Origin of the sequence: Halomonas sp. KM072, from assembly GCF_050710315.1 — a bacterium.
Taxonomy (GTDB): Bacteria; Pseudomonadota; Gammaproteobacteria; order Pseudomonadales; family Halomonadaceae; genus Vreelandella; species Vreelandella hamiltonii.
This window is the reverse complement of sequence record NZ_CP136132.1, coordinates 830,694-853,539: the sequence shown is the minus strand read 5'-3', so window position 1 is coordinate 853,539 and position 22,846 is coordinate 830,694. Positions and strand designations below refer to the sequence as shown.

The window sequence follows — 22,846 nt, the reverse complement described above, 5'->3', positions numbered from 1 at the left end:
GGCGGCCAAACGCCGCCCCGTCAATCACTGGATAGGGTCGAACTGGATAGAGTCGAACTGGATAGTGTCGAACTAGACAGGATCGATCAGCTCGGCCTGGGAATAGCCCAGCAGATAGAGCACGCCATCCAGCCCCGCCACGCCTAACGCCTGACGCGCCTCGGCACGCACCAGCGGCTTGGCGCGAAACGCTACGCCCACCCCCGCCTTGGCCAACATCTTCAAGTCGTTGGCCCCGTCACCTACCGCCACCGTCTGCGCCAGGTCGATACCTTCACGCTGGGCAATCTGCTCCAGCAGCAGCGCCTTGCGCTCGGCATCGACGATGGGCTCCTGGACTTCGCCTGTGACCTTGCCCTGCTGAATCACCAGCTCATTGGCGTGGATCTCATCGAAGCCAAGCCGCGCCTGCAGGCCACGGGCAAAATAGGTAAAGCCACCAGAAAGGATGGCAGTGCGGATCCCCTGGTGGCGAAGATTGGCCATCAGCCGCTCGACGCCGTCCATCAGTGGCAGCTCGGCCGCAATGCTGGCCAACACCGACTCATCCAGCCCCGCCAGCTTGCTCATCCGCTCCCGGAAGCTGGCCTGAAAGTCCAGCTCGCCGCGCATCGCCCGCTCGGTGACTTCAGCCACTTCGTCGCCCACCCCGTGGCGACGCGCCAGCTCATCGATCACCTCGGCCTTGATCAGGGTGGAGTCCATATCGAAACAGACCAGCCTGGGAGCCCCCAGGTGGCGCCGGTCGGGTTGCACCACCACGTCGGCCCCCAGCGTTTCCCCCAGCGCCAGCGCCGCTTGACGCAGCTCCCGCCACTCGACGGGAGCGCCAGCCAGATGCAGCTCCAGGCAATCCAGCGGCGCGCCTTCTGCCACCTGGGCCAACGGCGTGCGCTGCTGCTCCTGCAGGCCGAACTGCGCCAGCAGTGCCGCCAGGGGCGGCTCCATGTCGGGTGTCCAGCGTGGTGCCAGTACACTCATCACCACATCGGCTACTGCTTCATCACCGCGTGCCATCGGTCACTCCCCTGCTTCTAGTCGTTCAACTTTTTGGAAACCGCGCGGCAACTTGCTGCCCCGACGCCCACGTTCCCCCTGGTAATAAGCAAGGTCATCGGCCTTGAGCGTCAGCTTGCGCTTGCCCGCATGAATGATCAGCTCACCGCCTTCCGGCACAATGGCGATATCACGCAGGAACTCTTCGCGCCGCGCCGCCCGGGGGCCGGGGATATCGAGCATCTTGTTGCCCTTGCCCTTGGCCATCTCGGGCAACTGGTCCAGCGGGAAGAGCAGCAGCCGCCCTTCATTGGAAACCGACGCCACCCACAGCGATTCGCCTTCCGGCACTTCCACGGGCGGCATGACGCTGCAGCCTTTCGGCACGCTGAGCACGGCTTTACCCGCTTTGTTTTTGCCGGTGAGCGCTTCGAGCTGGGCCACAAACCCATAGCCGCCGTCGCTGGCCAGAAGATAGCGTTGGGTGGGCGGCGCGAGCATCAGACCCGCCATCTGCGCCCCCGCTGCCACGTTCACCCGACCGGTCACCGGCTCTCCCTGCCCTCGGGCGCTGGGTAAATTGTGCGCCGCCAGGGTATAGGCGCGGCCTGTATCGTCCAGCAGCACCAGCGGCTGGTTGGTTTTACCCCGAGCGGCTAGTCGGAAACTATCCCCCGCTTTGTAGGAGAGCCCTTCGGGGTCGATATCGTGGCCTTTGGCAGCACGAATCCAGCCTTTATCCGACAGCACTACGGTAATCGGGTCGGCACCTAGCAGCTCCACCTCGGAGAGCGCTTTAGCCTCGCTGCGCTCCACCAGCGGCGAACGGCGTTCGTCGCCGTGCTCTTTACCCGCTGCGCGGATCTCTTTCTCGATCAGCGTGGTGAGCTTGGCGTCGCTACCCAGCAGGCCTTGCAGGGTCTTGCGCTCTTTTTCCAGCTCATCCTGCTCGCCGCGAATCTTCATCTCTTCCAGCTTGGCCAGGTGGCGCAGGCGCAGCTCCAGAATCGCCTCGGCCTGCCGCTCGGAGAGGCCAAAAGCGCTCATCAGGGCAGGTTTGGGCTCGTCCTCCTCGCGGATGATACGAATCACTTCATCGATGTTCAGGTAAGCCGTCAGCAGGCCTTCCAGAATGTGCAGGCGATCTTCCACCTTGCCCAGCCGATGCTCCAGGCGACGGCGCACCGTGGCACGACGAAAGCGCAGCCACTCGCCCAGCATGTCATTCAGCGGCATGACCCGTGGCCGACCGTCCAGGCCAATCACGTTCATGTTCACCCGCACGTTCTTTTCGAGGTCCGTGGTGGCGAACAGATGTGCCATCAGCGACTCCACGTCCACTCGGCTGGAGCGCGGCTCGATCACCAGCCGGGTGGGCTCTTCATGGGTCGACTCGTCGCGCAGGTCGGCCACCATGGGCAGCTTCTTCGCCTGCATCTGCGCGGCGATCTGCTCCAGCACCTTGGCACCGCTGACCTGGTAAGGCAGCGCGGTGATCACCACGTTGGCCTCTTCACGCACGTAGCGAGCGCGCAGCTTCACCGAGCCACGGCCGCTTTCGTAGAGCTTTTGCAGGTCCGCTTTTGGGGTGATGATCTCGGCATCGGTGGGGAAGTCCGGCGCGGGCACGAACGCCATCAGCTCGGCCGTGGTGGCCTTGGGGTTGCGCAGCAGATGGCAGGTAGCATCGACCACTTCCGATACGTTGTGCGGTGGAATGTCCGTGGCCATGCCCACGGCAATGCCGGTGCCGCCATTGAGCAGCACATGGGGCAGACGAGCCGGCAGTACCACCGGTTCCTGCATGGTGCCATCGAAATTGGGCGCCCACTCCACGGTGCCCTGGCCCAGTTCGCTGAGCAGCACGTCGGCGAATTTGGAGAGCTTGGCCTCGGTATAGCGCATCGCCGCGAAGGATTTGGGGTCGTCCGGGCTACCCCAGTTGCCCTGACCATCCACCAGCGGGTAGCGGTAGCTGAACGGCTGGGCCATCAGCACCATGGCTTCGTAGCAGGCGCTGTCGCCGTGGGGGTGGAACTTGCCCAGCACGTCGCCCACGGTACGCGCCGACTTCTTGTACTTGGCGTTGGCGTGCAGCGCCAGTTCACGCATGGCATAAATGATGCGCCGCTGGACGGGCTTCATGCCGTCACCGATGTTGGGCAACGCGCGGTCGAGAATGACGTACATCGAGTAGTCGAGATACGCTTTTTCGGTGTAGTCGCGCAGGGACAGACGCTCGACGTCGCCCTCCGCTACCTGAATATCCATGGTCATCGGAGGTTATACCTCAATGTCTGCGAGGTTGCCGTAATCTTCCAGCCACTTCTTGCGGTCGCTGGCACGTTTTTTCGCCAGCAGCATGTCCATCATCTCCAGCGTGCCGTCCCCCTCGCTCAGCGTGAGCTGAACCAGCCGACGGGTCTCCACGGCCATGGTGGTTTCACGCAGCTGTAGCGGGCTCATTTCGCCCAGCCCCTTGAAGCGCTGCACGTTGGGGGTGCCGCGCTTGCTGGCCAGCTGCTTGAGGATGGCGGCCTTTTCGCTCTCGTCCAGGGCGTAGTGTACTTCCTTGCCCAGGTCGATCCGGTAGAGCGGCGGCATGGCCACGAACACATGGCCTGCATCCACCAGGGCGGGGAAGTGCCTCACGAACAGGGCACACAGCAGCGTGGCGATGTGCAGGCCATCCGAATCGGCATCGGCCAGGATGCAGATCTTGTGGTAGCGCAGCTTTTCCAGGTCGGCACTGCCGGGGTCGGCGCCAATGGCCACCGCGATGTCGTGGACTTCCTGGGAACCGTAGATATCGTGGGTCTCGACCTCCCAGGTATTCAGAATCTTGCCGCGCAGCGGCAGGATGGCCTGGGTTTCGCGGTTGCGCGCCTGCTTGGCGCTGCCCCCGGCCGAGTCTCCTTCCACCAGAAACAGCTCGCTCTGGGCCGGGTCCTGGCCCGAACAGTCGGCCAGCTTGCCCGGCAGCGCGGGGCCCGAGGTGACCTTCTTGCGCGCCACTTTCTTCGATTTCCGCTGACGCTGCTGGGCAGCGCTGATCACCAGCTCGGCCAACTGCTCGGCCTGCTCCACGTGGTGGTTCAGCCACAGCGAGAACGCGTCTTTCACCACGCCGGACACGAATCCGGCGATGGTACGCGACGACAGCCGCTCCTTGGTCTGCCCGGCAAACTGAGGATCGAGCATCTTGACCGACAGCACGAAGGACGCGCGCTCCCACAGGTCTTCGGCGGTGAGCTTGATGCCACGGGGCAGCAGGTTGCGGAATTCGCAGAACTCCCTCAGGGCATCCAGCAACCCCGCCCGGAAACCGTTCACATGGGTGCCGCCCTGGGGCGTGGGGATCAGGTTGACGTAGCTCTCCAGCAGCGCTTCGCCGCCTTCCGGCAGCCACTGAATCGCCCAGTCCACGCCATGCTCTTCATCATTGAAGTGGCCAACGAAAGGCTCCCTGGGGAGCACCTCGTAGCCATCGGTGGCTTCGGCCAGGTAATCGCGCAGGCCATCGGCGTACGCCCACTCGGTTTTGGTGCCGTCCGGCTCCACCAGCGTGACCGCCAGCCCCGGACACAGCACCGCCTTGGCCCGCAGCAGGTGCTTCAATCGTGAGAGCGCAAGTTTGGGGCTGTCGAAGTAGCTTTCGTCCGGCCAGAAGCGCACCAGTGTTCCAGTGGCACGCTTGGCGGCCTTGCCGATCTCCTTGAGCTCTTCGACCTTTTCGCCGTGTTCGAAGGCAATGGCGTGGCGCGCGCCGTCACGGATGACCTCGACCTCCAGCCGCCGCGACAGCGCATTGACCACCGACACGCCCACGCCGTGCAAGCCGCCGGAAAAGCGGTAGCTCGACGAGGAGAACTTGCCCCCCGCGTGGAGCTTGGTCAGAATCAGCTCGACCCCCGAGACGCCGTGCTCGGGATGCAGGTCGATGGGCATGCCCCGCCCGTTGTCCTGCACTTCGATGGCACCATCGCCGTGCAGCACGACGCTGATGGCCGTGGCATGCCCAGCCAGCGCTTCATCGACACTGTTGTCGATGACCTCCTGCGCCAGGTGATTGGGCCGCGAGGTATCGGTATACATTCCAGGGCGCTTGCGCACCGGCTCAAGCCCGGAGAGAACCTCGATGGAACTCGCGCCGTACTGAGAAGCATCAAACTGGGTCATGTAACGTCAGTTCCTAAAAATACGTACTGTCGGCGGCGTGCGCCGCCGACAAAAGGGCACAGGATAGCGGAAAAGCAAAAAGCTGTATATCCAGCCATGAAAAACGGGCGCCACGCATCTCTTAGCCGCGCGGCGTCTGCTCTGCCGCCCAGAACGCTTCGATCAGCCCACGGCTGGACGCGTCCAAACGCGCCAGCTCGCCGTCGCCTTCGATGATGGCCTGGGTGTCGGTGGCAATCTGCTTGCCCAGCTCGACGCCCCACTGGTCGAAAGGATTGATGTCCCAGATCACCGCCTGCACGAACACCTTGTGCTCGTAGAGCGCAATCAGCGCCCCCAAGGTGGCAGGCGTGAGCTTGTCCAGCAGCACCGTGGTCGAGGGCTGGTTACCGCGATAGCGCTTGTGTTCGGGGCGCGGGCCGTCCTCCTCCAGCGCATCGTCCCCCAGCATCAGCACCCGCGACTGGGCGAAGCAGTTGGCCAGCGCCAGCCGATGCTGGGCCTTCAGATGGCGGCGAGTGTCCGGGTCTTCCACCTCGTCGTAGCGCTTGAGCGGGGCAATGAAGTCGCAGACCACCGGCTGGGTGCCCTGGTGCAGCAGCTGATAGAACGCATGCTGGGCATTGGGACCCAACTGCCCCCAAAGCACCGGGCAGGTAGAGTAACTCACCGCCTGGCCCTGGCGGGTCACGGATTTACCGTTGGACTCCATTTCCAGCTGTTCCAGATAGGCGGCAAAATATTCCAGACGCCCGTCATAGGGCAGAATCGAATGGGCACGAATGTCCAGGAAGTTCACGTTCCAGATACCCGCCAGGCCCAGCAGCACGGGCAGGTTGTCGGCCATGGGCGCCGTCTTGAAGTGGGTATCCATGGCGTGCGCGCCCGACAGCAGCGCACGGAAGTTCTCCATGCCGATCACCAGGGCAATCGGCAGGCCAATGGTGCCCCAGAGCGAATAGCGCCCCCCCACCCACTCCCAGAACATCAGCTGGTGGTCCGGGGTGATGCCCCACTCGCTCATTTTTTCCGGGCTTGCCGAGACACCAATGAAGTGCTGACGCACGACCAGTTCGGCACTGATGGTGTGCGCCTGAGGGGCTTCGCCAGCTTCTGCATGTCGGGACAGCCGCCCCAGCAGCCAGTCACGGGCGGTATTGGCGTTGGACAGCGTATCGATGGTGGTGAACGACTTCGAAGAGAGCACGAACAGCGTCGTTTCCGGGTTGAAACGCGTCAGGTAGTCGGCCAGCTGCGAGCCATCCATGGTCGAGGCAAAGTGCACCTCGACGGGGTGAATGTCGCTGGGGCGATAATCGGCCAGCGCATGGGTCACCATCAGCGGGCCCAAATCCGAACCGCCTACCCCCAGGTTCACCACGTGACGAATCGGCTTGCCGGTGGCACCGCGCCACTGGCCCGCGTGCAGGCGCTGCACCAGGCGCTCCATCTGCGCCAGGCTGTCGTGCACGGCCCCGACGATGTCTTCACCCTCCACCTCCAGCTGGGCATCGGCGGGCAAGCGCAAGGCGGTATGCAGCGCCGGGCGGTTTTCGCTGACGTTGACCCGCTTGCCGCTCAACAGCGCTTCGATGGCCCCCGGCACGCCCGCCTCTTCCGCCAGGCCCAGCAAATGCTCCAGGGTGTCGTCATCCCAGCGCTGTTTGGAGAGGTCCAGCGTCAGTCCCGCTACTTGACGGGTGAAGTGTGACCAGCGCTCGGGGTCGTCACCAAACAGGTTCTTCAGATGGATGTGACGAATCGCCTGGGCATGCTGGGTAAGCGTTTGCCAAGCGGGTAGCGTATCGGGATTTGCCTTTGCTGAAGCCATGTGCCCTCTCCTGTGGCGTCGTTCCGTGAGGCAGGAATCTGTGATCGACGGGCCTGTTCTGGATTAACAAGGGCGCGTAAACTAGCGAGCCTCATTAACCAGCCTGGCTTGCCCATGAGTGATGCATCTTACCGCGACGCTATCTTTTCAACACCCCTGGATAAGGTGGCAAGGTTCTCTTTCGATGAACAGGTCGTCGCCTGCTTTCCCGACATGATCCGCCGCTCGGTGCCCGGCTATGGCCAGATCCTGGGCATGCTGAGCCTGATCGCCCAGCGCCATTTGCGCCACGGCGCCCATGTTTATGATCTAGGCTGCTCGCTGGGCGCATCCGGACTCGCCCTGGCAGGCGCGCTGCCCGCCGATGCGTTCCGCTATACCGGCATCGACCTTTCCCCGGCCATGGCCGCCCGAGCCAAGCAGACCTTTCTCGATGAGTGCCCCGAGCACTCCATGCAGGTGGAAGAAGCCGATATTCGTACCTACGAGTATGCGCCTTCGGGGATGATCATTCTCAACTTTACGCTGCAGTTTTTGCCACCGGCCGATCGTGATGCGCTGCTCAAGCGGCTTTACGACACGCTCGAGCCCGGCGGCGTGCTGATCTTGTCGGAAAAGACCGTCGATGCCGACGAGCGTGATAACGCTTGGCGGGTCGAACGCTATCACGACTTCAAGCGTGCTAACGGCTACAGCGATATGGAGATCAGTCAAAAGCGCACCGCGCTTGAGAACGTGCTGATTCCTGACACGCTGGATGCACTGCACGAGCGTTTGTCGCTGGCGGGCTTTCCCCGCGCCATGACCTGGTTCCAGTACCTGAACTTCACCTCGCTGATCGCTTTCAAGGAGGGTTAAGGTGGCGCTACTCCCCGACGATCACCGCGTGCTGTATCAAGCGTTTCTGGACCAAGCCGCCCAGGATGCCTCGCTGACGCCGTGGCTGGCCAAGCTGCCCGGGCAGCTAGCCAGCGGGCTGGACCGCCAGCGCCACGGCGATCTATCTGCCTGGGAAAAAGCAGTGGCCAAACTGCCACCGCTGCCGGAAGAGCGCCGTGTGGATCTAAACAGCGACACGCTGACGGTAGAGCTGGCACTTACCGAGAGCCAGCAGCGCCAGTGTTTCAACCTGCTGCGCAAGCTGGCCCCGTGGCGCAAAGGGCCATTCAACCTGGGTGGTATCGAGATCAATACCGAGTGGCGCTCCGACTGGAAATGGCAGCGTGTCGCTCCGCATCTTGCACCATTGAAGTACCGCAAGGTGCTGGATGTGGGCGGTGGCAGCGGCTACCACGCCTGGCGGATGGCAGGCGCAGGCGCGGCTTTCGTGTTGGTGATTGACCCTTCGCCACGCTTTTACTGGCAGTTTCAGGCGGTGCGTCACTTTGTCGGCAACGCCGATGAAGGCCGCACGCACTTCCTGCCCGTGGGTATCGAGGACGTGCCGGAAAACCTGGGCTTCTTCGACACGGTGTTCTCCATGGGCGTGCTGTACCACCGCCCTTCGCCCCTTGAGCACCTGCAACAGCTAAAAGGCGCGCTGGCCCCCGGTGGTGAGCTGGTGCTGGAAACCCTGGTGGTAGAAGGCGATGAGCAAACCGTGTTCGTGCCCGGCGAGCGCTACGCCGCCATGCCCAACGTCTATTTCCTGCCCTCATCCCGCGCCCTGTGCCACTGGCTGGAGCGCTGCGGCTTCACCAATGTACGGGTGGTAGATGAAGCGATGACGACGCTCGATGAGCAGCGCTCCACCGAGTGGATGACCTATCAGTCGCTGGCGGACTTCCTCGACCCAAATGACCGCACCCGCACCATTGAAGGCTACCCCGCCCCACGCCGCGCGGTGATTCTGGCAAACAAGCCGGAATAGTGAGTGTTGGACGCCCAGCACTTTTAAACCAGTACTTTTAAATCAGCGCCTTAAAATCACCAGCCAGCGCCCCAGGTTCATGACGCTGGCCAGGGAGGCGGCGACGTAGGTGAAGGCGCAAGCGGTCAGTACGTGGCGGGCACCGGGCATGTCGTAGGGAGGTACGTAGTCTTTCAGCAGCGGCAGGGCCCGGTTGAAGCTGGCATCGAACTCGACCGGTAGCGTGACCAGATGCACCAGTGCCGCAGTGCCAAAACTGATCACGGCCATCGCCACCACCGCTGCCAGGCCGCCGGGCAAGCGGGTCAGCAGGAACAGGAAAGGTGCCAGCATCATCAGCACCGCCCCCAGCTTTTCCGCTCTTTGCGCCAGCTGCACCAGGCGGCTGCGGGCCAGCAGCGGCGCATAGCCTTCATGGTGCTGCAGGGCATGGCCCACTTCGTGAGCCGCCACGGTGACGGCGGTGAGCGAGCGGCCGTCGTAGTGGTCTGGCGTCAAGCGCACACAGCGGGCTTCCGGGTCGTAGTGGTCGCCATGCTCGGTACGCTCTACCTTGACCCCTTCTACACCCAGGCGGCGCAACAGGTGCTCGGCCAGTTCGGCCCCGGTGCCCGGGTAGTCGTCACGGCCACGGGTGTGACGCTTCAGCACCCATTTCGCCCAGAGGTTGGGCAGTACGAAGACTGCCAGCATGATGGCAATGACCAGAATCCACATAACTCCACCGCTGCGTTCACAGGTAATTCAGAGAGGCTTCGACAAGCCGTGGGGGCACTGACAGCGGCAAAGCAAGCTGCTCGCGACGGCCAGTGCCTACGTAAAATGACCCGCAAGCGGGCCATTAGTTTTACCATGATACGCGTGGGGGCGCAGCGTCAGTCGGGGTCGTTGTGATGTGCGGCGACATCACGCTTGACGGCCTGCAGCCCGCGGGCAGATATATCGCCCTGCCCGTGGGCATGTTCGGCCATCAGCACGCTGTCAGCGGCCAACACCAGTTCGCACTGGGTGTGCGCCAACTGCTCACGCAGGCGTTGAATGGCCTCTTCGCGTTTGGGGTCACTGTCCACCCGTCGGATGTAGATCGCCTTGATGCGCTCCGGGTAGGCTTTGACAACCTCGGTATACACTTCCGGGTCGTGCTGGCCACTGTCGCCGATCAGGATGCAGGGCATGTCCTGATAGAGCGCCAGCATGCGGTCGATCAGGTCGCGCTTGTGGGCTTCTGCCCGGCGCGGCCAGGGCTTGCGCCAGGAGATACCCCATTCGCGCAGAAACAGGATCGGCCCCACCGGAATACGGTTGAGCTGAAAGAAGGCTTCGAGCATTTCATAGATGGCCCAGGGGCCACGGGACACATACAGAATGGGACGCTCTGCCTTTTCGGTCTGGCCACGGTAGAGCGCCTGGTACAGCGATGCCACGCCGGGAAACGCGGTGCGTCGATGGGGTTTGCGCACGAACAGCCGATAGAGCATCTTCAGCTTTTCGGCCACACCGGTGAACATCACGGTGTCGTCGATATCACTGATCACCAGCAGGTCGGCCTCGGGGGGCGGCACGTAGACTTCCACGCTGGTGCGCACCGTGGGCTGACCGCTGGCACGTACGACGATATCGGCACGGTGCCAGGAAACGTCCACTGGCAGCGTCGAAGTGATGGGCAAATGGGCGTCGAAATAACCGTCGCGGTCGGTGGTCAGCGTCAGCTGATTTTCGCCCACACGGATCTCTACCTGGGCATCAGCCAGGCCACGGCGAAAGATGCGCCGGGCCACGTCGGCCGTGTCACGCAATATGCCGCGCCGCGGGATGGCACGCCCAAGGGCCGCCTGTCGAAACACGCGGCCCATGACGAAAATTTCCTGTTGAGAGCCGTAGCCACGATAAGGGTGCACCATCATGCCACCCCGGCCACGGTCCTTTTTCATGGGTTTGGCAACGACATGGGCAAGCCTTTTGGCAAAGCTTGCCCACTGGTGATACCACGCCATTAAGCGTGCTGACCCGAGTGACGCCCTTCCTGCAGCTCTTCCAGCAGCTTGGCGCTGAAGGCATCCAGGTCCTTGGGGGTGCGGCTGGTCACGAGCCCACTGTCGACCACCACCGGCTCGTCTACCCAGTTCACGCCCGCATTGCGCAAGTCCTGAGCGACACTGGCGACCGAGGTCATCTTGCGCCCTTCCACCACGTCCGCATTGATCAGAATCCACGGGGCGTGACAGATGGCCGCCACCGGCTTGCCTGCCTGGAAGAAGGCTTTGACGAAGCTCAGCGCCTCATCGTTCATGCGCAGCTCGTCCGGGTTGAAAAGGCCACCGGGAAGCACCAGGGCGTGATAGTCCGCCTCGCTGGCTTGGGCCAGCGACTTGTCGGCACGGTAGTTATCGCCCCACTCGGTCTCTGCCCAGGCACGGATCTCCTTGCCTTCCGGGGAGATCACATGCACATCGACGCCTTCTTTTTGTAGCGCGGCGCGGGGTACGCTCAGCTCGGACTCTTCGAAACCATCCGTTGCCAGAATAGCGACGCGTTTACCGTTCAGTGCTTGATTCATCATGCTCTCCATTTCGTGATGAGTAGTCGTGTACAGCACCTAACCAGTGTGGCGCATCTTATACCATCGTCAAGCATTGTATAAAACGCGACCCAGCTGGCTGATGTCGTAACCTTTCAGCGCCTCGGCCCGCTGATGAAAGCGCGGCTGCCGGGCAAAGGCCATCAGCGCTTGCATGGTGGGCTCGAAAGCGCTGCGTCGATGCAGGACCAGATCGAACGACTCCTCCACCAAGGGAATGAAATGAAGCTGCTGGCGATGCGCCGCCGCCTCCATGCCCACCCCGACATCCGCTTCTCCCTGAGCAATGGCCAGGCCGAGATCCTCCTCGCTGAGCGCCATGTGGTCGGCCCAGCGCAGCGCGTCAGACGCGATGGACGCTTGCTTCAACAAGCCTCGCAGCAAATGCGCAGCCCCGGCATCGGGCTGGCGATGAGCACACACCACGTCTGGGCGGGCAAGATCCTTTATCGTCTTCAGGCCCAACGGGTTGCCCGGCGCCACTATCAGACCCTGACGGCGCTTGGCCCAGTGCAGCACCACCAGATCCTTGACCCCACCCAACCCCAGCAAGGTCGGTTCGTTGTAGCGGCCACTGTCAGGGTCCCGCAAGTGGATACCCGCCACCATGGCCTTGCCTTCGAGCAAGCGCCGAATGCCGTCGCCACTCCCATGGCACAGCGATGCCAGGTCGCAGCCACTCTCACGAATCGCCCACTCCAGCAGCGGATCGAGGCTTCCGGCCAGCACCTGAGGGGGCGGCAGCCGTTGGGCCTGGTCGCCTTCCAGGTGGCTCAACACCCACATGTCGATGTGCTGACGAGGAAACAACAGTTTCCCGGTGGCACGGCTACAAGGGATCTGCCCCTGGCGCACCAGGTCATACACCTTGCGCTCCTTGAGCCGCAGATACGCCGCCACTTCCGCCGTCGTCAGGTACTCTTTTGAATACTCTTTCAGAGACTCTCTCACCCCGCCACCTTCAATTCCTACATGAGACTGCATAGTAGCGCATATTTTTCAGCGCACCGTGCATCCCGGGAAATTTACGTACACTATGCACCTACCTGATGCTCCTACCAACATCGTGACTTTTCAAATACATCATGACCTTACAACGACACCCTACCAACACAATGAACCTGTCCCTATCAGCAACCCTGGCTACGGAACGTCATGTCGGATAACCCATTCAGCACCGCGATAGCGCTCATTCTGGGCATGGACCCCGCGCTCGTGGCCATCGTGACGCTATCGCTTCAGGTGTCGCTGATCGCGGTCTCCCTGGCCAGCCTGTTGGCACTGCCTCTGGGGGCGGCGCTGGCACTGTGGCAGTTCCCCGGGCGGAACGCTCTGATCGTGGTGCTCAATGCCCTTATGGGGCTGCCTCCCGTGGTCGCGGGCCTGTGCGTCTACCTCCTGCTTTCCCGTGCGGGGCCATTGGGTCAGTTCGGGCTGCTGTTCTCGCCCACCGCCATGGTCATTGCCCAGGTGATTCTCGTCTTTCCGATCATTGCTGCCCTGACACGCCAGCAGGTGGAAGCTCTGCACAGCGAGTATGCCGAACAGCTGCGTTCGCTGGGGCTCAGCCAACTGCGCATGATGCCCACGCTGCTGTGGGATGCGCGCTTTGGCCTGCTGACCGTGATCCTGGCGGGCTTTGGCCGCGCCAGTGCGGAAGTGGGCGCAGTAATGATCGTGGGGGGTAATATCGACGGCGTGACCAGGGTCATGACCACCAGCATCGTGCTGGAAACCAGCAAGGGTAACCTGGCGATGGCCTTGGGGCTGGGCATCATTCTGCTCAGTCTGGTCACCTTGATCAATGCACTGGCCCACTGGGTCAGTGAAACGGCAAAACGGCGGTTAGGATGAACGCACCCCTCAGCCCCGCGGCTTCCACCGTCCCCAGCCTGCATTTTCAGCAGGTCAGCTTCTGCCACCGTGGCGACACGCTGCTGGCACCGACCACACTGGCGCTGCATGACTGCCGCCGGACGCTGGTAATGGGCCCCAACGGGGCTGGCAAAAGCCTGCTCATGCGCTTGGCGCATGGGCTGCTGCGCCCCAGCAGTGGCCAGGTGACCTGGGAAGGCAAGCCACCGGTGCAGGCCATGGTCTTTCAGCGTCCGGTGCTACTGCGCCGTTCGGCGCTGGACAACCTCACCTACGCCCTGGCCGTGCATCGGGTGCCTCGCCGCCAGCGCAAGGCGCTGGCCTTGCAGGCATTGGAAAAGTTCGGCCTGACCAGCCTGGCCAAACGCCCCGCCCGGGTGCTTTCCGGAGGCGAGCAACAACGTCTCACGCTGGCACGGGCCTGGCTGCTCAAGCCTGCCATCCTGTTTCTGGATGAACCCACTTCCGCCCTGGACCCGGCGGCCATCAAGGCCGTGGAAGACGCGGTCAATGAGTTCCATCAGGCAGGCACGCGTATCGTCATGACCACCCACGATTTGCACCAGGCACGGCGTCTGGCCGATGACGTGCTGTTCATGTACAGCGGTCAGTTGATCGAACACACCTCGGCAGAAGACTTTTTTGACACCCCGGCAACAGCGCAAGCCAGGGCGTTCATACGGGGCGAGCTGGTCTGGTAAGCCCTACTCTAGCAAGCCCCACCACGACGCTTGAACAATACCCAAAGGAGCAGGACCGTGAACAAGACCACTACCCTCGTTACCGCCAGCCTATGCACCACGGCACTGGCCTGGAGCGCCTCGCTGCTGGCCAATGATGACTACATTACCCTGGCTTCCACCACCTCTACCGAGAACTCGGGCCTGTTTGGGGCCATCCTGCCGGTCTTTACCGAAGCGACCGGGATCGATGTGCGCGTGGTGGCCGTCGGCACTGGCCAGGCCTTCGAAATCGCTCGTCGTGGCGATGCCGATAGCCTGCTGGTTCACGATACCGCAGGCGAAGAGCAGTTCGTTGCCGATGGCTACGCCACCGAGCGGCTGGATGTGATGTACAACGACTTCGTGATCGTGGGACCCAGCGATGACCCTGCCAACATCGCCGACAGTGACAGCGTCAGCGACGCCCTCGCGCGGATCGCCGACAGCGAGTCGCCCTTCGCCTCACGAGGCGATGACAGCGGCACTCACCGCGCCGAGCTGCGCCTTTGGGAAGATGCGGGCGTCACACCGCAAGGAGACTGGTACCGTGAACTGGGCAGCGGCATGGGCCCGACCTTGAATACCGCCGCAGGCATGAACGCCTACAGCTTCACCGACCGCGCCACCTGGGTGGCCTTTGAAAACCCGCAGGACCTGACCCTGCTGTTCGAGGGCGACGAAGCGCTGTTTAACCAGTACGGCAGCCTGCTGCTCTCGGAAGAGCGTCATCCGCACTTGAAGCACGATTTAGCCGCCCAGTGGCACCAGTGGCTCGTATCCGAGGAGGGTCAGCAGGCGATTGCTGACTTCGAGGTAGGCGGCCAACAGCTGTTTTTCCCTAACGCCAAGTAGTCCTTTGCAGAAGAGCCTCAGTGGCGGTGTTGGCATACACCGCCACTGAGGCAAACGCAACAAGGCCTGCTGCACCAAGTGCAGCAGGCCTTTGTTTATGGCTATGATTTTAGGACTATGATTTAGATAACGCGACGTCAGCTCAGCGGCTTAGCAATTCGCGAACATCCTTCGCTTCCCAATGGGGGAAGTGCTTGCGCACCAGCGCGTTCAAATCACGCTCGAAGGCGGCCCAATCAGTGGCGGCAGCCTGCTCGCGGGCGTTAGCAACGCCGCGAATCATGCCAGCCCCTACCGTCACATTGGTGAGGCGGTCAATCACGATAAAGCTGCCGGTGCCAGGGCTGGTGCGATAATCATCGACCGGAATAGAAGCGGTCAACTCAACCTCACAGCGGGCGATGGCATTGAGCCCAAGGGAATCGGTGGCATGCTTTTCCAGCGTATTGACATCAATCTGGTACTCAATGGCGCTGACCTGCCCTGCCAAATCACGTGTGGCGAGCTTGATGTCGTAGAGCTTGCCAGGCGTGAGGGCGTCTTCGTGCATCCACACGATGTCGGCGCTGAACACGTTCGAGATCGGGATGTCAGCATCCGCGCTTACAATCCAGTCACCACGAGAGATATCAATCTCATCTTCCAGAGTCACGGTAATCGCCTGCCCTGGGTAGGCGGCGTCTAAATCACCATCAAAGGTGACCACGCGTGCCACGCGGGATGTTTTACCGGAAGGCAGCACCTTCACCGCTTGCCCTGGGCGCAGCACACCGGCCGCCAGGGTGCCGCAATAGCCTCGGAAGTCCAGGTTGGGGCGATTGACGTACTGCACCGGCAGGCGCAGGTCGCTCAGGTTCTGGTCACGGGTGACTTCGACGTTTTCCAGCAGCTCGATCAGGGTCTTGCCTTCGTAGCCTTCACTGCCCGCCGCAAAGTACCAGGGCGTGTGCTCGCTGGCGTTGACCACGTTGTCGCCATTGAGCGCCGACATCGGCACGAAGCGAATGTCCGGGGCCTGCAAGTTGGCCGCAAAGGCGCGGTACTCCGCCACGATCTCGTTGAAGCGTGCCTCCGAGAAGCCCACCAGGTCCATCTTGTTGACCGCGATGACCAGATGCTGAATGCCCAGCAGGTCGGCAATGAAGCTGTGCCGACGGGTTTGGGTCTGCACACCGTAGCGCGCGTCGATCAGGATGATCGCCAAGCTGGCAGTGGAAGCGCCCGTGGCCATGTTGCGCGTGTACTGCTCATGCCCCGGCGTATCGGCAATGATGAACTTGCGCTTGTCGGTGGAGAAAAAGCGGTACGCCACGTCGATGGTGATGCCCTGCTCGCGCTCCGATTGCAGGCCGTCTACCAACAGGGCGAGGTCCACCGTATCACCGGTGGTGCCACTGGTTTTGGAAGCCTTGGTGATCGCGGCGAGCTGATCTTCGAAGATCATCTTGGAGTCGTGGAGCAACCGTCCGATGAGCGTGGACTTGCCGTCGTCGACGCTGCCGCAGGTGATGAAACGCAGCAGATCCTTGTTTTCGTGCTCGTGCAGGTATTGCTCGATGTTATCGGCAATCAACGTTGATTGGTGCGCCATTAGAAATACCCCTCACGCTTTTTCTTCTCCATGGAACCGGCCTGATCGTGATCGATGGCGCGGCCACTGCGCTCGCTGGTCTTGGTCAGCAGCATCTCCTGAATGATCTCCGGCAGCGTGGCGGCAGTGGACTCCACCGCCCCCGTCAGCGGGTAGCAGCCCAGGGTTCTAAAACGCACCCACTTCTCTTCCGGCACCTCGCCTGGGGCTAAAGGAAGGCGGTCATCGTCTACCATGATCTGCATACCGTCGCGCTCAACCACGGGACGTTTGGCGGAGTAGTACAGCGGCACAATCGGAATCGACTCAAGGTAGATGTACTGCCAAATATCCAGCTCGGTCCAGTTGGAAAGCGGGAAGACGCGAATCGATTCGCCTTTATTGACCTTGGCGTTATAGACGTTCCAAAGCTCAGGGCGCTGATTTTTGGGATCCCAACGGTGGTACTTGTCGCGGAAGGAGTAGACGCGCTCCTTGGCACGGGAGGCTTCCTCGTCGCGCCGCGCGCCGCCAAAGGCAGCATCGAAACCGTGCTTGCTCAGGGCCTGCTTGAGGGCCTGGGTCTTCATGATATCGGTGTACTTGGCACTGCCGTGATCGAAGGGGTTGATGTTGGCGGCGCGACCCTCTTCGTTGGTGTGCACGATCAGCTCCATGCCCGCCTCTTCCGCCATGCGATTGCGGAAAGCGATCATCTCGCGGAACTTCCAGGTGGTATCGATATGCATCAGCGGGAACGGCGGCGTGCCGGGATAGAAGGCCTTCCGCGCCAGATGCAGCATCACCGAGGAGTCCTTGCCGATGGAGTACATCATCACCGGGTTGCTGAACTCGGCTGCCACTTCCCGGATGATATGGATCGACTCGGCTTCGAGCTGCTTCAAGTGGGTCAATCGAGCGGCATCCGGTGCGATGGGCACCTGTTGCGTCGCCGACGGCGCAGAAAACTGGTTCATTACCTACTCCCTCACAAAACGGTGCTTGCTTTTATCGAGACGGCTTTTCAAGGAAGCCTGTGCAAACATGGTGTGCCGCCCGGCGCGCATGAATCGCAAGGCGGGCATTTGTAGGTAGGGTAACGCCAGGTCAATAATAACCCAAAAGAATTAATAACTATCTTTTTATATCTTTATCAACTAAACAGAAAAGCATCAGAGGTCGATACGCTCGACCCAGGTCTGCCACTCCTCCCCGTGCAGCTCCACCACGCGATAACCCGGCCGCGACGCTTCATCCACCGCAAAGGTTTCCGCACCGGGCAGAAACTGGTCTGACGTGGCGGGGCAACCATAAGTGCCTATCGCCGAGCCCGCCAGCGGCTGATGCTGGGCAAAGGCCTGATGGGCATGCCCAAACAGAATGATCTTGACCTGGGGGTAAGCGCTCAACAGCTGCCAGAACGCATCGCGGTCCTGCAAGCCAATCGCATCCATCCAGGCTGCCCCGACATCCACCGGCGGGTGGTGCATGACGATGGCCACCGGCCGCTCGTCCTGCTCCAGCCGTTCGGCCAGGGCGGTGAGTTTGCTCGCTCCCAGCTCGCCATGGGGCTTGCCCGGCACATGGGTATCCAGCAGCAACAGGCGCCACTGTTCCAGGTCGACTTCATCCAGCATCGGGCGTTCTGCGGCCATCAGCTCGGGCTGGTCGTGGTTGCCCGGTATCCAGAACCAGGGGCACGGCAGGCGGTTCAAGGCCTCGCAGGCGTGAACGTAAGACGCGCTGGTTTCGTCCTGGCTGACGTCACCACTCACCACCACCACGTCCGGGCGCTCGGCCACCACGGCGGCCAGCACGGCTTCGAACTGCTGCCAGGGAATGGCCGCCCGAGAGCGTGCCTGCTTGTCGGCGTGCAGATGCGCATCGGTAATCTGTATCAACCGCATCAGGGTAGCTCCGGCAAATCGACGACATGACCATGGGCCAGCCCATGGGCCAACCACTCTCCTAAAAAGCAGTTCAACTGCAGCTTTTCATCCGGTTGATGCATGCGCGAATTGGGGTAGCGATAGCGTCCGCTGAAATGACGCTCGCGCTGAAAGTCGATGACTTCCGCCATGCGCACATCATGGTAAAGGTGCACGCGCATGCGCGGCCCTTCAATGACCGCATCCAGCGGGCCGCGCTGGGAGATCTCCACCAGCGTGGTGTAAGGGGCCTGCTGAAGAATGGCCAGCTTGAGGTCGCCAAAGTGCCGGTTATCACCGCGCAAGGCGATATCGCGCCGCTGGCCGCTCTGCAGGTCACCCACCAGGCGCACCAGGCGCAGATAGTTGGCGCTGCACTCCCCTTGCAGGGTTTTCAAATCGGTTACGTAGGCGGCTCTTGCCATGATGACTCCTTACCGGGTGTTGGCCTCGGCGGCTGACACGGCCGCGCGCTGGGAAGCCGCCCGCAGCGATGCCCGCTGCCCGGCCAACCAGTGCATGCCGATCAAACACATGGCGTTGTCGAGTCTGCCCTGCTCCAGGAGTTGCCAGGCGGCGGGAAAAGAGACGACATGAACACGGATGTCTTCATTCTCGTCCTCGACGCCATGCACGCCTCCCACGCCCTGGCTATCGACCAGCCCGCAAAATAGCGTGACCCGCTCGTTGCAGGCGCCAGGGCTTGGGTAGTAGGTATGCAATCGGGTCAGTTGGCCCACCTGGCAACCGGCTTCCTCCTGGGCCTCACGGCGCGCCACGTTTTCCAGGGTCTCGTCCTTGTCGACGAGGCCCGCCACCAGTTCCAACTTCCAGGGGGAGTGAGGGTCGTCGATGGCGCCAGCGCGAAACTGCTCGACGAGGATCAGCGCATCGCGCTCGGGGTCATACAACAGCACACCCACCGCATCGTGGCGGTTGTGCACTTCTCGGCGCATGGGGGCGCTCCAGCCGCCCTCGAAAAGTCGATGACGCAGCTCTAGCGCTTCCAGGCGAAAAAACCCCTTGTACAGGGTGTCACGCGTGATGAGTTCCACATCGTCGCGATTGAGCGTGGGGCCCATACGGCACTCCCGGTGAACATGATCGTACCATTATCAATGCTGGCCACCGGGAATGCCAATCGGATCATCAACCGCGTGATTTGACGGCCATTACAGCTCGCGCAGCAGCGCCTCGGCATCACGGCGAAGGGCTTCGTCGGAACGCTGGCGACTCTCCCGCGCCGTGCCGTTCACGGCTCGCTGAGCATGCTCCCGCGCCGCCTGGGTGTTGCCCTCTTCTTTCAGGAAAGCGGCATAGTAGTAGTTCACATCGATACCGTCCGGGCGAATTTCCAGTGCCCGCTGGAACATCCGCTCAGCGGTGGCGCTATTGCCAAACCCCAGCGGGCGACCCGGGGCACGGTCATACAGCGCCCCCAGGGTCACATACGCAGAGCCATTGCCCCCCGTAGGATCAATCTCGACGGCGCGTTCCAGCACCGTGCGCGCATCACCGGCGGTACCCAGCGCCCCCAACCCACCCCGCTCTCGAGCATAGGAAGCCAGCACGATGCCTTGCCATACCAGCACCTCGGCCTCGTTGGGGTTCTGCTGGGCCAGTCGCTCTGCCTCGCCCGCCAATGCCCTCAGGGTCGACTCGCGTTGGTTGGCGGGCATCTCGGTCACCGTATGCTCCCAGCGGTTCTTCAAGGAGAACAGCTCGCTTTCGAAGGCCGACGCGCTCAGCGGCGACAGTACCAGGGCACCGCCCAACGCCGCCGCCATGAAGAGTCTAGAAAATGGAATTGCACGCATGGAAAACTCCTGCTTGTTGTTATGAAGAATGAGTCATGAAGAATGAGTCATGAGGAATGAGCCATGACTGTTGAGTTATCACTATCGCATTAGACCTGCCCAAAGCATGGCGATATCTCGTCCACACTGACAATGTAACGAACGTTTGAATGATTCGCCAGAGAATCGCCGCTTTGTTGCCCTGTACCTTGGTAGCGTAAGCTAGGCACTTTTCCGGAAAGGTAACGACACCATGAAAGGCCACAACATGACGCGCTGGCGCGATCCGGCAAAAGACCCGCGCCTGGCACCCAAGAGTAACCTGATTACCGCCGAGGGCGCGGCCCGCCTGCGGGGCATTCTGGATCACCTTTCCCGCGTCAAGCGCCCTGAGCTGTCGGCCAAGGTAGGGGAAGCCGCTGCGCTGGGGGACCGCAGTGAGAACGCCGACTACACCTACAACAAGAAAGAGTTGAACCGGGTCATCGCCCGCATCCGCTATCTGACCCAGCGGCTGGACGAACTACAGGTAGTGGACAGGCTGCCCGCCAACACCGACAAGGTGTTTTTCGGCGCGTTCGTGAGCCTGGAAGACGACGCGGGGGAAGCCCTGCATATTCGCCTGGTGGGCCATGACGAAATCGACACTCGGAAGCACTGGATCAGTGTCGATGCCCCCATGGCCAAGGCGCTGCTGGGCAAGGAAGTGGACGACGAGATCACGGTGATCACGCCCAACGGCGAGGCGTTCTACACCATTACCGACATTCGCTATGCCGGTGCCTCACCCAGCGTTTGAGCCAGCGGCACCTTCACGACTGCCCGCGATACACCCGGAAACGCCGATTGTCGGCCAGCGTCTCGAAGCTTCCAAACGCACGCTCCAGCCGCTCGGGATAAGGCAGGAAGGCGTTGGCCACCAGCACCAGTTGGCCTTTGGGGGTCAGGTGCTGACGCGCTTCGTCGATGAGCCGCGCACTCGGTCCGTAGCTGATCTCGCGCTCCTGGTGAAACGGTGGATTGCTGACGATCAGGTCGAAACGCGCATCGCCCAGCGCACGGTAGACATCGCTTTCGCACACGCTGCCCGTCAGCTGGTTGGCCGCCAGGGTCTGGCGACACGCCTCGACAGCAAAGGCGTTGACGTCCACCGCCGTCACCGTGTGGCCACGGCTGGCCAGCCAGGCGCTGATGATGCCGTCACCACAGCCCATGTCCAGCACGCTCAGCGGGCGCTTGGGCAAGTGCGCTTCCAGGGTTTCAAGAAGTAGCAAGGTTCCTTCGTCGACCTTGCCATGGCCAAACACACCAGGGTGGCTCACCAGCGTCATGCCCAGCGCTTCGAAGCGCTGCCACTCATCTGGCTGCTCGGGCAGCGCCACAGTGCGGCTGGCAAACAGTGAACAGCGGCGTGCGTTGTCCAGCTTGTCACACCCCATGCCCAGCGCTGCCAGCAGCTTCGGCACACGCTTGATCCCGCCCTGGTGCTCCCCCACGATCTCGAAAGGCGTGTTCTCGGGGAGCCATTGGCACAGCCAGCGCAGCCACCACGTGCCCAAGGCATGCGCCTTGGGCCAGAATAGCACCACGCGGCCAGCGGGCTCTGCATTCATGGGCGCCAGCGGGCTACTGGCCAGCTTTCCAGCGTCCTGCCACTGCTGGCGCAGCGCCACATCGCCACTGATCATGGCGGTAGAGCGCTCCACCAGCCAGCCGTCGGCAGGCGGAGCGATGGGCAGCAGTTGAGCCGCAGGGCCATGGTAACGTTCGAGAAGTTGGCTGGCGGGCAGTTGAGCGCTCATGCATCGGCCTCGGGTTTGGTGAAGGTGTAAAGTAGATAGCGGCCCAGCCGCCAATGGGGCTCCTGGCGGCAGTACTGGCGTTCCAGCGCCATGAGCGTGGCCTGGTCGTCAGCGCTGGCAGGGGCCTGGCGCAGGTAGTCCTGAAAGATACGAATGCCCGCCACGTCGACCATCTCCAGGCCGCAGGTGTCGGCCCAGCCCAGAACTTGCGCGTGGGTCATGGGTGAAATGGGGGTCAAGCGCTGGCGACGCCCCTTGCCTGCCAACTGGTCGCCCAGCGCCTTGTTCAAGTTGCCCTTCACCACGTTGGAGAAGCGCAGCGCATCGCGATTGAACACCATCAGGCTCAGCTGGCCACCGGGGGCCAGCAGGCTGGCCAGGGTAGCCAGCGCCTGGGCAGGGTCGCCCAGCCACTCCAGCACCGCATGACAAGTGATCAGCGGCCAGGGTCCGGGGGCCTGGGCGGGCAGCGCTTGCAGCGGTGCCGCAACGTAGTGCAGCGCGTCGGCATTGAAAGCACCTTCGCCGACCCGCTGGCCATGCCATGCCTGGGCGTGTGCCAACATATCCTGGGAAGGCTCTGCCATGGTCACCGCATGCCCCCGCTCGGCCAGCCAGGCCGATAGCTGTCCCAGGCCGCCGCCTACATCCAGTACCGGCTGAGCGTTCAGGTTCAGCATCTGAGGCAGCAGGTAATCCAGCATGGCCAAGCGCAGCTCTCCACGCGGGGCCTGATACAGCGAGCGGGAAAATTTCTCGGCCAGACCATCGAAATAACGGTCGCCCGCCTCGGTCAATTCGTAGGATGGGTGCATGCAGCAAGCTCTAGATAGAATCACGGGCGTCG

22 protein-coding genes are annotated in these 22,846 nt (G+C 62.3%); 6 read left to right on the top strand and 16 right to left on the bottom strand.

All coding sequences use genetic code 11. The features are described from left to right. Window positions 1-72: 72 nt before the first annotated feature. The 4 genes from serB to pgi all read right to left on the bottom strand — a co-directional run bounded on the left by serB (window position 73) and on the right by pgi (window position 7,006). Window positions 73-1,017 (bottom strand): phosphoserine phosphatase SerB, encoded by a 945-nt coding sequence (serB, locus tag RVM26_RS03840; protein ID WP_287807363.1) that lies wholly within the window; start codon window positions 1,015-1,017, stop codon window positions 73-75. 3 nt (window positions 1,018-1,020) lie between these two features. Next, complete coding sequence (parC, locus tag RVM26_RS03835; protein ID WP_498940918.1) at window positions 1,021-3,273, bottom strand: DNA topoisomerase IV subunit A; 2,253 nt, start codon at window positions 3,271-3,273, stop codon at window positions 1,021-1,023. 6 nt (window positions 3,274-3,279) lie between these two features. Beyond that, window positions 3,280-5,175 carry a DNA topoisomerase IV subunit B gene (gene parE, locus RVM26_RS03830; RefSeq protein ID WP_498940916.1) on the bottom strand — a complete coding sequence of 632 codons (1,896 nt, stop codon included), beginning with the start codon at window positions 5,173-5,175 and terminating at the stop codon, window positions 3,280-3,282. A 121-nt stretch (window positions 5,176-5,296) separates the two neighbouring features. Then, window positions 5,297-7,006, bottom strand: coding sequence for a glucose-6-phosphate isomerase (gene pgi / locus RVM26_RS03825; protein WP_498940914.1), 1,710 nt, complete (start codon window positions 7,004-7,006; stop codon window positions 5,297-5,299). 114 nt (window positions 7,007-7,120) lie between these two features. Between pgi and cmoA the strand changes: the two genes are divergently transcribed. Together cmoA and cmoB are read left to right on the top strand one after the other, a co-directional pair. After that, the gene (gene cmoA / locus RVM26_RS03820) at window positions 7,121-7,864 is read left to right on the top strand and encodes a carboxy-S-adenosyl-L-methionine synthase CmoA (protein ID WP_287807370.1); all 744 of its coding nucleotides are present in this window, start codon (window positions 7,121-7,123) and stop codon (window positions 7,862-7,864) included. 1 nt (window position 7,865) lies between these two features. Beyond that, window positions 7,866-8,876, top strand: a complete 1,011-nt coding sequence (gene cmoB, locus RVM26_RS03815) for a tRNA 5-methoxyuridine(34)/uridine 5-oxyacetic acid(34) synthase CmoB (RefSeq protein ID WP_498940912.1) — start codon at window positions 7,866-7,868, stop codon at window positions 8,874-8,876. Window positions 8,877-8,918: 42 nt separating this feature from the next. Here the strand turns inward: cmoB and RVM26_RS03810 are convergent, their stop codons facing one another. The 4 genes from RVM26_RS03810 to RVM26_RS03795 all read right to left on the bottom strand — a co-directional run bounded on the left by RVM26_RS03810 (window position 8,919) and on the right by RVM26_RS03795 (window position 12,405). After that, window positions 8,919-9,593 (bottom strand): zinc metallopeptidase, encoded by a 675-nt coding sequence (locus RVM26_RS03810; RefSeq protein WP_287807373.1) that lies wholly within the window; start codon window positions 9,591-9,593, stop codon window positions 8,919-8,921. 158 nt (window positions 9,594-9,751) lie between these two features. Next, a complete protein-coding gene (locus RVM26_RS03805; RefSeq protein ID WP_227407877.1) occupies window positions 9,752-10,807 on the bottom strand; it encodes an App1 family protein phosphatidate phosphatase in 1,056 nt (351 codons plus the stop codon). A gap of 62 nt (window positions 10,808-10,869) precedes the next feature. Continuing rightward, a complete protein-coding gene (locus RVM26_RS03800) occupies window positions 10,870-11,433 on the bottom strand; it encodes a type 1 glutamine amidotransferase domain-containing protein (RefSeq protein WP_498940909.1) in 564 nt (187 codons plus the stop codon). Window positions 11,434-11,502: 69 nt separating this feature from the next. Next, window positions 11,503-12,405, bottom strand: a complete 903-nt coding sequence (locus RVM26_RS03795) for a substrate-binding domain-containing protein (RefSeq protein ID WP_287807376.1) — start codon at window positions 12,403-12,405, stop codon at window positions 11,503-11,505. A 204-nt stretch (window positions 12,406-12,609) separates the two neighbouring features. Here RVM26_RS03795 and RVM26_RS03790 point away from each other — a divergent pair, with 204 nt between their 5' ends. From RVM26_RS03790 to RVM26_RS03780, 3 genes are read left to right on the top strand one after another with little or no spacing between them, the layout of a single operon-like run. Next, on the top strand, window positions 12,610-13,308 hold the full coding sequence (locus RVM26_RS03790) for an ABC transporter permease (RefSeq protein ID WP_498940906.1): 699 nt from the start codon (window positions 12,610-12,612) through the stop codon (window positions 13,306-13,308). Further along, window positions 13,305-14,030 (top strand): ATP-binding cassette domain-containing protein, encoded by a 726-nt coding sequence (locus tag RVM26_RS03785; protein WP_287807380.1) that lies wholly within the window; start codon window positions 13,305-13,307, stop codon window positions 14,028-14,030. The genes RVM26_RS03790 and RVM26_RS03785 overlap by 4 nt, the downstream gene beginning before the upstream one ends. Window positions 14,031-14,087: 57 nt before the next feature. After that, the gene (locus RVM26_RS03780) at window positions 14,088-14,903 is read left to right on the top strand and encodes an ABC transporter substrate-binding protein (RefSeq protein ID WP_287807382.1); all 816 of its coding nucleotides are present in this window, start codon (window positions 14,088-14,090) and stop codon (window positions 14,901-14,903) included. 142 nt (window positions 14,904-15,045) lie between these two features. Here the strand turns inward: RVM26_RS03780 and cysN are convergent, their stop codons facing one another. The 6 genes from cysN to RVM26_RS03750 all read right to left on the bottom strand — a co-directional run bounded on the left by cysN (window position 15,046) and on the right by RVM26_RS03750 (window position 20,218). Further along, window positions 15,046-16,494: a sulfate adenylyltransferase subunit CysN gene (cysN, locus tag RVM26_RS03775; protein WP_287807384.1), complete on the bottom strand. Its 1,449-nt coding sequence runs from the start codon at window positions 16,492-16,494 to the stop codon at window positions 15,046-15,048. Next, the gene (cysD, locus tag RVM26_RS03770; RefSeq protein WP_287807386.1) at window positions 16,494-17,450 is read right to left on the bottom strand and encodes a sulfate adenylyltransferase subunit CysD; all 957 of its coding nucleotides are present in this window, start codon (window positions 17,448-17,450) and stop codon (window positions 16,494-16,496) included. Before cysD ends, cysN begins: the two co-directional genes overlap by 1 nt. Before the next feature lie 195 nt (window positions 17,451-17,645). Continuing rightward, a complete protein-coding gene (locus RVM26_RS03765; protein ID WP_498940903.1) occupies window positions 17,646-18,380 on the bottom strand; it encodes a metallophosphoesterase family protein in 735 nt (244 codons plus the stop codon). Then, a complete protein-coding gene (locus tag RVM26_RS03760; RefSeq protein ID WP_287807390.1) occupies window positions 18,380-18,826 on the bottom strand; it encodes a DUF1249 domain-containing protein in 447 nt (148 codons plus the stop codon). Before RVM26_RS03760 ends, RVM26_RS03765 begins: the two co-directional genes overlap by 1 nt. A gap of 9 nt (window positions 18,827-18,835) precedes the next feature. Continuing rightward, complete coding sequence (locus tag RVM26_RS03755) at window positions 18,836-19,483, bottom strand: NUDIX domain-containing protein (protein ID WP_491361887.1); 648 nt, start codon at window positions 19,481-19,483, stop codon at window positions 18,836-18,838. A gap of 90 nt (window positions 19,484-19,573) precedes the next feature. Beyond that, on the bottom strand, window positions 19,574-20,218 hold the full coding sequence (locus RVM26_RS03750; RefSeq protein WP_486996430.1) for a TRAP transporter TatT component family protein: 645 nt from the start codon (window positions 20,216-20,218) through the stop codon (window positions 19,574-19,576). Between the two features lie 232 nt (window positions 20,219-20,450). On the opposite strand from RVM26_RS03750, the gene greB reads away from it, so the two are divergent. Further along, complete coding sequence (gene greB / locus RVM26_RS03745) at window positions 20,451-20,996, top strand: transcription elongation factor GreB (RefSeq protein ID WP_498940900.1); 546 nt, start codon at window positions 20,451-20,453, stop codon at window positions 20,994-20,996. Window positions 20,997-21,009: 13 nt separating this feature from the next. On the opposite strand, the gene RVM26_RS03740 is transcribed toward greB, so the two are convergent. Together RVM26_RS03740 and RVM26_RS03735 are read right to left on the bottom strand one after the other, a co-directional pair. Continuing rightward, window positions 21,010-21,999: a methyltransferase gene (locus tag RVM26_RS03740; RefSeq protein ID WP_287807396.1), complete on the bottom strand. Its 990-nt coding sequence runs from the start codon at window positions 21,997-21,999 to the stop codon at window positions 21,010-21,012. After that, window positions 21,996-22,814: a class I SAM-dependent methyltransferase gene (locus RVM26_RS03735; protein ID WP_498940898.1), complete on the bottom strand. Its 819-nt coding sequence runs from the start codon at window positions 22,812-22,814 to the stop codon at window positions 21,996-21,998. The genes RVM26_RS03740 and RVM26_RS03735 overlap by 4 nt, the downstream gene beginning before the upstream one ends. Window positions 22,815-22,846: the final 32 nt, after the last annotated feature.

Coding starts and splice junctions, on each gene's coding strand:
- RVM26_RS03800 (WP_498940909.1), bottom strand. CDS start 11,433: ATGAATCAAGCACTGAACGGTAAACGCGTCGCTATTCTGGCAACGGAT.
- pgi (WP_498940914.1), bottom strand. CDS start 7,006: ATGGCTTCAGCAAAGGCAAATCCCGATACGCTACCCGCTTGGCAAACG.
- parE (WP_498940916.1), bottom strand. CDS start 5,175: ATGACCCAGTTTGATGCTTCTCAGTACGGCGCGAGTTCCATCGAGGTT.
- RVM26_RS03765 (WP_498940903.1), bottom strand. CDS start 18,380: ATGCGGTTGATACAGATTACCGATGCGCATCTGCACGCCGACAAGCAG.
- cysD (WP_287807386.1), bottom strand. CDS start 17,450: ATGAACCAGTTTTCTGCGCCGTCGGCGACGCAACAGGTGCCCATCGCA.
- RVM26_RS03810 (WP_287807373.1), bottom strand. CDS start 9,593: ATGTGGATTCTGGTCATTGCCATCATGCTGGCAGTCTTCGTACTGCCC.
- RVM26_RS03760 (WP_287807390.1), bottom strand. CDS start 18,826: ATGGCAAGAGCCGCCTACGTAACCGATTTGAAAACCCTGCAAGGGGAG.
- cmoA (WP_287807370.1), top strand. CDS start 7,121: ATGAGTGATGCATCTTACCGCGACGCTATCTTTTCAACACCCCTGGAT.
- cysN (WP_287807384.1), bottom strand. CDS start 16,494: ATGGCGCACCAATCAACGTTGATTGCCGATAACATCGAGCAATACCTG.
- RVM26_RS03750 (WP_486996430.1), bottom strand. CDS start 20,218: ATGCGTGCAATTCCATTTTCTAGACTCTTCATGGCGGCGGCGTTGGGC.
- RVM26_RS03740 (WP_287807396.1), bottom strand. CDS start 21,999: ATGAGCGCTCAACTGCCCGCCAGCCAACTTCTCGAACGTTACCATGGC.
- greB (WP_498940900.1), top strand. CDS start 20,451: ATGAAAGGCCACAACATGACGCGCTGGCGCGATCCGGCAAAAGACCCG.
- RVM26_RS03755 (WP_491361887.1), bottom strand. CDS start 19,483: ATGGGCCCCACGCTCAATCGCGACGATGTGGAACTCATCACGCGTGAC.
- serB (WP_287807363.1), bottom strand. CDS start 1,017: ATGGCACGCGGTGATGAAGCAGTAGCCGATGTGGTGATGAGTGTACTG.
- RVM26_RS03785 (WP_287807380.1), top strand. CDS start 13,305: ATGAACGCACCCCTCAGCCCCGCGGCTTCCACCGTCCCCAGCCTGCAT.
- RVM26_RS03805 (WP_227407877.1), bottom strand. CDS start 10,807: ATGAAAAAGGACCGTGGCCGGGGTGGCATGATGGTGCACCCTTATCGT.
- RVM26_RS03735 (WP_498940898.1), bottom strand. CDS start 22,814: ATGCACCCATCCTACGAATTGACCGAGGCGGGCGACCGTTATTTCGAT.
- RVM26_RS03790 (WP_498940906.1), top strand. CDS start 12,610: ATGTCGGATAACCCATTCAGCACCGCGATAGCGCTCATTCTGGGCATG.
- parC (WP_498940918.1), bottom strand. CDS start 3,273: ATGACCATGGATATTCAGGTAGCGGAGGGCGACGTCGAGCGTCTGTCC.